General features: G+C 73.0%; 6 protein-coding genes. 4 read left to right on the top strand and 2 right to left on the bottom strand.

What is annotated here, in order from left to right; all coding sequences use genetic code 11:
- Positions 1-69 precede the first annotated feature (69 nt).
- Positions 70-1,248: an MFS transporter gene (locus tag ABD352_RS38255; protein WP_344617448.1), complete on the bottom strand. Its 1,179-nt coding sequence runs from the start codon at positions 1,246-1,248 to the stop codon at positions 70-72.
- A 93-nt stretch (positions 1,249-1,341) separates the two neighbouring features.
- Between ABD352_RS38255 and ABD352_RS38250 the strand changes: the two genes are divergently transcribed.
- A complete protein-coding gene (locus tag ABD352_RS38250; RefSeq protein WP_344617447.1) occupies positions 1,342-1,800 on the top strand; it encodes a winged helix-turn-helix transcriptional regulator in 459 nt (152 codons plus the stop codon).
- 55 nt (positions 1,801-1,855) lie between these two features.
- Here ABD352_RS38250 and ABD352_RS38245 read toward each other — a convergent pair whose 3' ends face one another.
- Complete coding sequence (locus ABD352_RS38245) at positions 1,856-2,995, bottom strand: GAF domain-containing sensor histidine kinase (protein WP_344617446.1); 1,140 nt, start codon at positions 2,993-2,995, stop codon at positions 1,856-1,858.
- 272 nt (positions 2,996-3,267) lie between these two features.
- Here ABD352_RS38245 and ABD352_RS38240 point away from each other — a divergent pair, with 272 nt between their 5' ends.
- Genes ABD352_RS38240 through ABD352_RS38230 form a run of 3 tightly spaced genes read left to right on the top strand, consistent with a single transcriptional unit; the run spans position 3,268 to position 6,502 of the window.
- Entirely contained in the window at positions 3,268-4,896 is a 1,629-nt protein-coding gene (locus ABD352_RS38240; protein WP_344617445.1) for an FAD-dependent oxidoreductase, read from the top strand.
- The gene (locus tag ABD352_RS38235; RefSeq protein WP_344617444.1) at positions 4,893-5,711 is read left to right on the top strand and encodes an alpha/beta fold hydrolase; all 819 of its coding nucleotides are present in this window, start codon (positions 4,893-4,895) and stop codon (positions 5,709-5,711) included. Before ABD352_RS38240 ends, ABD352_RS38235 begins: the two co-directional genes overlap by 4 nt.
- The gene (locus tag ABD352_RS38230; RefSeq protein ID WP_344617443.1) at positions 5,708-6,502 is read left to right on the top strand and encodes an SDR family NAD(P)-dependent oxidoreductase; all 795 of its coding nucleotides are present in this window, start codon (positions 5,708-5,710) and stop codon (positions 6,500-6,502) included. The genes ABD352_RS38235 and ABD352_RS38230 overlap by 4 nt, the downstream gene beginning before the upstream one ends.
- The last annotated feature ends 2 nt before the right edge of the window (positions 6,503-6,504 follow it).

The raw sequence follows: 6,504 nt of genomic DNA, 5'->3' as shown, positions 1-6,504 counted from the left end.
GACCGCGGCCACTGTTGCGCGCCGACTTCGGCTGAGCGGTGCGGCGGGGCGAATGGACAGGAAGAGGCATCACACGCTCGCCCGTTGGTGGGTGGTGGTGTTGCGTGCATCCCGGCTGAGTGCCCAGACCGTCAGGGCGCAGGCGGCGAACGCGGCGCCGAGGACGCTGGAGCCGGTCCATCCGGCGGCGGCGAACGTCATCGTCGTTGCAGTGGCCCCGGCCGCGGAGCCGAGGGAGTAGAAGACCATGTATCCGCCGATGACGCTGCTGGTCCGGTCGGGGTGGGCAGCGGTGAGCAGGTGCTGGTTGCTCACGTGGACGGCCTGCACGGCGAAGTCGAGCACGACGACGCCGACGACGAGCGGCCACAGCGACCATGAGGCCGACGCGATCGCCGGCCAGGACGCGATGAGCAGGACGAGGGCGCCGCCGGCGACGCGACCCGTGTACCCGGCGTCGGCCCACCGGCCTGCGCGGGCGGCGCCGAGCGCTCCGGTCAGCCCCGCGATACCGAACGAGCCGATCTGTGCGGCGTTGAGGTGCCACGGGGCGCCGGCGAGCGGGAGGGCCAAGCCGCTCCACAGCGTGCCGAACGAGGCGAAGAGGAAGAACGCGATCAGGCCGCGGCTGACGAACAGCCGGTCCCGGAGCAACCCGGCCAGCGATCCGAGCGCTCGACGATAGGTGGTTCGCTCCGTGCGTGGATCGGTGGGCAGCACGGCGGCGACCAGCATCGCCAGCAGCAGCGACAGTACGGCCAGGGTGACGTACACGCTGCGCCAGCCCCAGGTCTGCGCCAGCGCACCGGCGAGTACCCGGGCACCCAGGATGCCGAGCACGACACCCGAGGTGACCACCCCGATGGTCCGCCCGCGATCGTCCGGCTGCGACGACGCGGCAGCGTACGCGACCGTGGTCTGCACGACGACGGCGAACAGGCCGGCGCAGGCGAGCCCCGCGAACGCCAGCGTGCCGGACATCGCGACGGCTACCAGTCCGGCGCCCAAACCCGTGAGCATGAGGTGCGCGGCGATGAGGTTCCGCCGGTCGAGGACGTCTCCCAGTGGGACGAGCGCAATGAGGCCGACCAGGTAGCCCAGCTGGCCGACGGCCACGATCCACCCCAGCCGATCCGCCGACAGTCCCAGGTCGCCGCCCATCTTTTCGAGCACGGGCTGTGCGGCGTAGATATTCGCCACCGCGGTACCGCAGACCGCGGCCAGCAGCGTCCTGTGCCTGCCGTTCACTGCCAATGGAGCCGTCCCTCGATCGGTTGCAAATTGAAACCGTTTCGACCGTACGGCATAATGGTTTCAAACAGCAACTCATCGGGAGGTGTGATGACAGACGCGGCGATCCCCGCCCCCGGTCCGTCCTGGACCGATCCGACCTGCCCCGTCGCGCGCACCGTGGACCTCGTCGGTGACCGGTGGTGCCTGCTCATCGTCCGCGACGCGATGGACGGCGCCGCGACGTTCACCGACTTCCAGCAGCGCCTCGGCATCGCCCGCAACATCCTCAGCGACCGGCTCCACCGGCTCGTCGACTACGGCATCCTCGACCGGGAGACCGCCCCTTCGGGCAAGCGGCAGACGTATGTCCTGACCCTTCGCGGGCGCGATCTGTTCGCGGTGATCGTGGCGCTGCGGCAGTGGGGCGAACGTCACGCGTTCGCGCCCGGCGAGCCCCACTCGGTGCTTGCGGACGAGCGCGGACTCCCCGTGCCGGACCTGCAGCCCCGGGACGCCAACGGAGCAATCCTCGATGCCGGAACGACGCACGTGCGGAAAGTGTCGTAGCGGGCGCGTGGCCGCGCGGGAACACGTCCCCAGTGCTGCACGCGGTTGCTCGCAGTCAGTGAACGGCGAGGGGAAGCTCGACCTGTAGGGAGGTGCCGTGCCCGGCCGGGCTATCCAGCGTGATGGTTCCGCCCAGTGCTTCGACCCGGTCGGTGAGCCCGGTGAGGCCGGTTCCGCTTGCCGGGTCGGCGCCACCGATGCCGTTGTCGCGGACCGTCATGTGCAGTCGGCCGTCGCTGACCGCTGCGTCAACGTGCACGACGGTGGCGTGTGCGTACTTGGCGGCGTTGGCCAGCGCTTCGGCTACGACGTAGTAGCCGGCCACCTCGACCGGTTCGGGTAGCCGGTCAGAGCACACGTCGAGCTGCACCGCGACGGCGGAACGGCGGGCGAGGGATTTGAGTGCCGGTCCCAGGCCTCCGTCGGACAGGATCGCCGGGTGGATGCCGCGGGAGATCTCCCGCAGCTCGTCCAGTGCGCCGGTCAGCCCATCGGTGAGCGCGGACAGCCGCGCCCGCAGCTCGGGCGTGCCGGCTGGCAGGTCCGCCTCGACCATGCGCGCAGCCACGGCGAGCGAAACCAGCCGCTGCTGGATGCCGTCGTGCAGGTCTCGTTCGATGTGTCGGCGGGCCTGATCGGCCGCGATCACTACGCGGGTCCGGGAGGCGACCAGGTCGGCTCGGGCCTGGGCGTTGGCGATCGCGGTACCGACCAGGTCGGTGAAGTCCGCGATGCGTGCTTCGGCGTCGGCGGCCATTGGCTCTTCCTGCCTCGTGAAGGCCACAGTCAGCCCCCAGAGGCGTCCCTCAACGGCGATCGGGGCGCCTACCGCCGAGCGGATCCCCAACTCGCGAATCTGCACGGCGAGCGGGTCGTCAACGCCCGCGTAGCTGTTGACCCGGACGGAACGGCCAGTGCTCCACACCTGAGCCGAAACAGGGCTTCCCAGCAGCGATCCTCGCGTGCCGACCGGGAGCCCCGAGCCACTGCTTGCGACCACGGTGATCGTGCCGTCTGCCTCATAACGGTCGATTACCGCACCGTCCGCGCCGATGAGCCGGTCTAGTTCCGCGGCGACCGCGTCGAAGACCGCAGTCGGCGGCACACCGCGCGCGACCAGCGTGGCGACACGTCGCAGCGCGGCCTGTTGCTCAACGACCTGGGCGAGGTCGACGAGGCCTCCGTCAGCCCCCATCACCAGCCGCCTAGCGTCTCGTGATCCTGGCTCCCGCCACCCAGCGTACCTCTCGATGGCCGGCTCGATGTCTCTGTGGACGGTGCGGATCGCCGCAAGGACCTCGCGGCGGTGGCGGCATGGATGCCCCGGCTCGACGACCCGTCCGGGCCATGGCTGCCGTAGCGCGAGAGATTTCATGCAGCCGGTTGACAACGGGCGCACCGGGCGACAATGTGTGTAGATATCGCGCACTGAAGAACAATAATTACACGAGTGCCTGGAGGGTAGCCGTGACCGACCGCACGACCGACACCTACGACATCGTGGTCCTGGGCACCGGCGCGGGCGGCCTGGCTGCCGCCGTCACGGCCGCGGCGCTGGGCGCGTCGGTCGGCGTCTTCGAGAAGACCGAAACCGTCGGCGGCACCACGGCCGTCTCCGGCGGGGTCGCCTGGATCCCCGCCCACGAGCGGCCGGACGCGCCGGTGCCGCTGCCCGTCGACGACGCCCTGACCTACCTGCGGGCGCTGTCGAACGGGACGATCGACGAGCACCTCGCCGAGGTGTACGTGCGCTCGGCCGCCCTCGCCATGCGGTTCCTGGAGACGCACACCCCGCTGCGGATGTCGGTTACCGAGGGCTTCCCCGACTACAAGCCCGAGCTGCCCGGCGGCAAGGCGGCCGGCGGCCGGTCGCTGAGCCCGGCCCCGTTCGACTACGCCGGCCTGGGCGACTGGGCCGGGCGGGTGACCGCGTTCCCCAACGACTACAGCAACGTCGGTTTCGACGCGGAAACCCGGGCCCGGATCTGGGGCGGTCGCGCCCCGGGCGCCGGCGCCGACGTCCGGGTCGCCGGCGCCGCCCTCGTCGGCAGCCTGCTGCGCGGCCTGCTCGACCTCGGCGTCGAGCCGCAGGTCTCGGCGCGGGCGGTGGAGCTGGTGCTGGCCGGCGGCGCCGTCACCGGCGTCGTGCTGGAGACGCCGGAAGGCCGGCGGGCCGTGCACGCCCGCCGCGGTGTGGTCATCGCGACCGGCGGGTTCGAGTGGGACCCCGAGCTCGTGCGGGCGTTCCTGCGCGGCCCGATGCACGGCCCGACCTCGCCGCCGAACAACACCGGCGACGGCCTGCGGATGGCGATGCGGGCCGGCGCGGCGCTGGGCAACATGGCCGAGGCGTGGTGGGTGCCGATCGTGCGGATCCCCGGCGACACCCTCGGCGGGCAGCAGCGGCACCGCAGCGTCCGGCTGGAGCGGACCCGGCCCCGATCGATCATGGTCAACCGGCACGGCCGCCGCTTCGCCAACGAGGCCGGGGACTACCACAGCCTCGGCGGCGCGTTCCACCAGTTCGACCCCGCCCGGTTCGAGTATCCGAACCTGCCGGCGTGGATCGTGTTCGACCACGAGCACCTCGAGCGGTATGGGTTCCTCGGCGTCACCGGTGACCCGGTGCCGGACTGGTTCCATGCGTCCGGCAGCATCGCCGCGCTGGCCGACCGGCTCGGCGTCGACGGCGCGGCGCTCGGGCGGACTGTCGAGGCCTGGAACCGGTACGCCGCCGACCTGCACGACCCGGACTTCGGGCGCGGGCAGAGCAGCTACGACGGGCACTGGGGCGACAGCGCCGCTCCCACCCTCGCCGAGCGGACCCTCGGCCCGATCGACGCGCCGCCGTACTACGCCGTCGCCGTCGACATCGGCGCCATGGGCACGAAGGGCGGCCCGCGCACCGACGACAACGGCCAGGTCCTCGACCTCGACGGCCGGCCGATCGGCGGGCTCTACGCGGCCGGCAACGCCATGGCCGGCACCACCGGCATGGCCTACGGCGGCGCGGGCGGCACCATCGGCCCGGCCCTCACCTGGGGCCACCGCGCCGCGCACCACGCCGTGACCGGCTCGAAGGCGGCGACGGCATGACGGTGCACCGGCGCTCGGTCGTCGTGGACGGCCTCACCACCGGCTTTCTCGAGGCCGGTGACGGCGAGCCCGTGGTGCTGCTGCACGGCGGTGAGTTCGGCGCCGACGCCGAGGTCGCCTGGGAGCACACCATCGGCGCGCTTGCCACCCGGCACCGCGTGCTGGCCCCCGACCAGCTCGGGTACGGCCGCACCGCCAAGGTGGTCGACTTCGTCAACGGCCGTCGGATGCGGATCCGGCACGTGGCCCGGTTCTGCGAGGCGCTCGGCGTCGAGTCCGCCGCGTTCGTCGGCAACTCGATGGGCGCGGTCAACCTCCTCGTCGACGCGGCCTCGGCCGTCCCGCTGCTGCCGGCCCGGCGCCTGGTGGCGATCTGCGGCGGCGGCGAGATCCTGCGCAACGAGCACGTCGACGCCCTCTACGACTACGACGTCACTGTGCCGGCCATGCGCCGCCTCGTTGCCGCGCTGTTCCACGACCCGGCCTTCGCGGACGACGCCGACTACGTCGCCCGGCGCTTCGCCGCCAGCACCGCCCCCGGCGCCTGGGAGGCGATCGCGGCCGCCCGGTTCCGCCGCCCCGGCGCACCCGCCGGCGGCGGCTCGGTCGAGCCCGACTACGCCCGCATCCGCCCGCCGACGCTGTTCGTCGAGGGCGGCGCCGACAAGCTCAAGCCGGCCGGCTGGGCCAAACAACTGGCCGAGCGGGTGCCGGACGGGCGCAGTGTCGTCGTGGACCGGGCCGGCCACTGCCCGCAGATCGAGCGGCCCGAGGTGGTCAACGAGCTGCTGCTGTCCTTCCTGGGCGAGCCGTGAGCGCCGTCGACTACCCGGGGCTGCTGCGCCTCGACGGGCGGGTGCACGCGGTCGTCGGCGTCGGGCCCGGCATCGGCCGCGAGACGGCCCTCGCCCTCGCGGCGGCGGGCGCCCGGGTCGTGTGCGTCGACCTCGACGCGGACCAGGCCGCCGCCGTCGCCGCCGAGACCGGGGGCGTCGCCGCGACCTGCGACATCACGGCGCCCGGCGGGTTCGCCCGGGTGCTCGCCGACGCCGAGCGCGAGCTGGGCCGCGTCGACGGGGTCACCGACGTCGTCGGGCTCGTGCGGTGGAAGCCGCTCGCCGACACCGCCGACGACGACTGGGTGTGGCAGAGCGAGGTGGTCGCGGCGCAGGCGGTGCGGGTCGTGCGTGCGGCGGTACCGCATCTGCGCCGATCCGGCGGCGGCGTCCTCACGTTCATCGCGTCCGTGTCCGCGTTCACCAGCGCCCCCGGGCACGGCCTCTACGGCATGGCCAAGGCCGCCCTGCTGTCGATGGTGCGCACCGCCGCCGTCGAGCTCGGCCCGGTGGGCATCCGGGTGAACGCCGTCTCGCCGGGCGCCACGCTCACCCCGCGCCTGGCCGGCGACCCGCGCTTCGCCGCCGCGATCCGGGAGAACAGCGAGCGCACGCCGCTGCGCCGCATCGCCCGGCCGAGCGACGTCGCCGGCGCCGTGCTGTTCCTCTCCTCGCCGCTGGCCGGCCACGTGACCGGCCAGGATCTCGTGGTCGACGGTGGGCTCACGAACAGCTGGCCGCTCGCCCAGCCGGAGCACGCCGCTGGATGACC

This window comes from Dactylosporangium salmoneum (genome assembly GCF_039532525.1).
GTDB lineage: Bacteria > Actinomycetota > Actinomycetes > Mycobacteriales > Micromonosporaceae > Dactylosporangium > Dactylosporangium salmoneum.
The sequence above is the reverse complement of the archived record's forward strand: the minus strand, read 5'-3'. Positions and strand labels throughout refer to the sequence as shown.